This is a genomic window from Psychrobacter sp. TB20-MNA-CIBAN-0197, from assembly GCF_040309765.1.
Classification (GTDB): domain Bacteria; phylum Pseudomonadota; class Gammaproteobacteria; order Pseudomonadales; family Moraxellaceae; genus Psychrobacter; species Psychrobacter submarinus.
Map to the genome: position 1 here is coordinate 1 of NZ_JBEOPC010000470.1, position 277 is coordinate 277.

Annotated in this window: 1 protein-coding gene; it reads left to right on the top strand. The window is 64.6% G+C overall.

All coding sequences use genetic code 11. The features are described from left to right. On the top strand, positions 1 to 275 hold a 275-nt coding region (locus tag AAEY83_RS14540), incomplete at its 5' end, for a phage tail sheath C-terminal domain-containing protein (RefSeq protein WP_351059968.1). Positions 276 to 277: the final 2 nt, after the last annotated feature.

Here is a 277-nt window from a genome sequence, read left to right on the forward strand (position 1 = left end):
GCCACAAACTGGCCTCCGACGGCACCCGTTTCGGCGCCGGCCAGCCTATCGTCACCCCGGCGACCATTCGCGGCGAGCTGATCGCGCAGTACGCCAAGCTCGAACTCGAAGGCCATGTGGAGAACGCCGAACTGTTCGCCGAACACCTGATCGTCGAGCGCGACGTGCAGGACCCGAGCCGCGTGAACGTGCTGTTCCCGCCGGATTACATCAACGGTCTGCGCGTGTTCGCACTGCTCAACCAGTTCCGTCTGCAGTACGACGACGCGGCCTGATC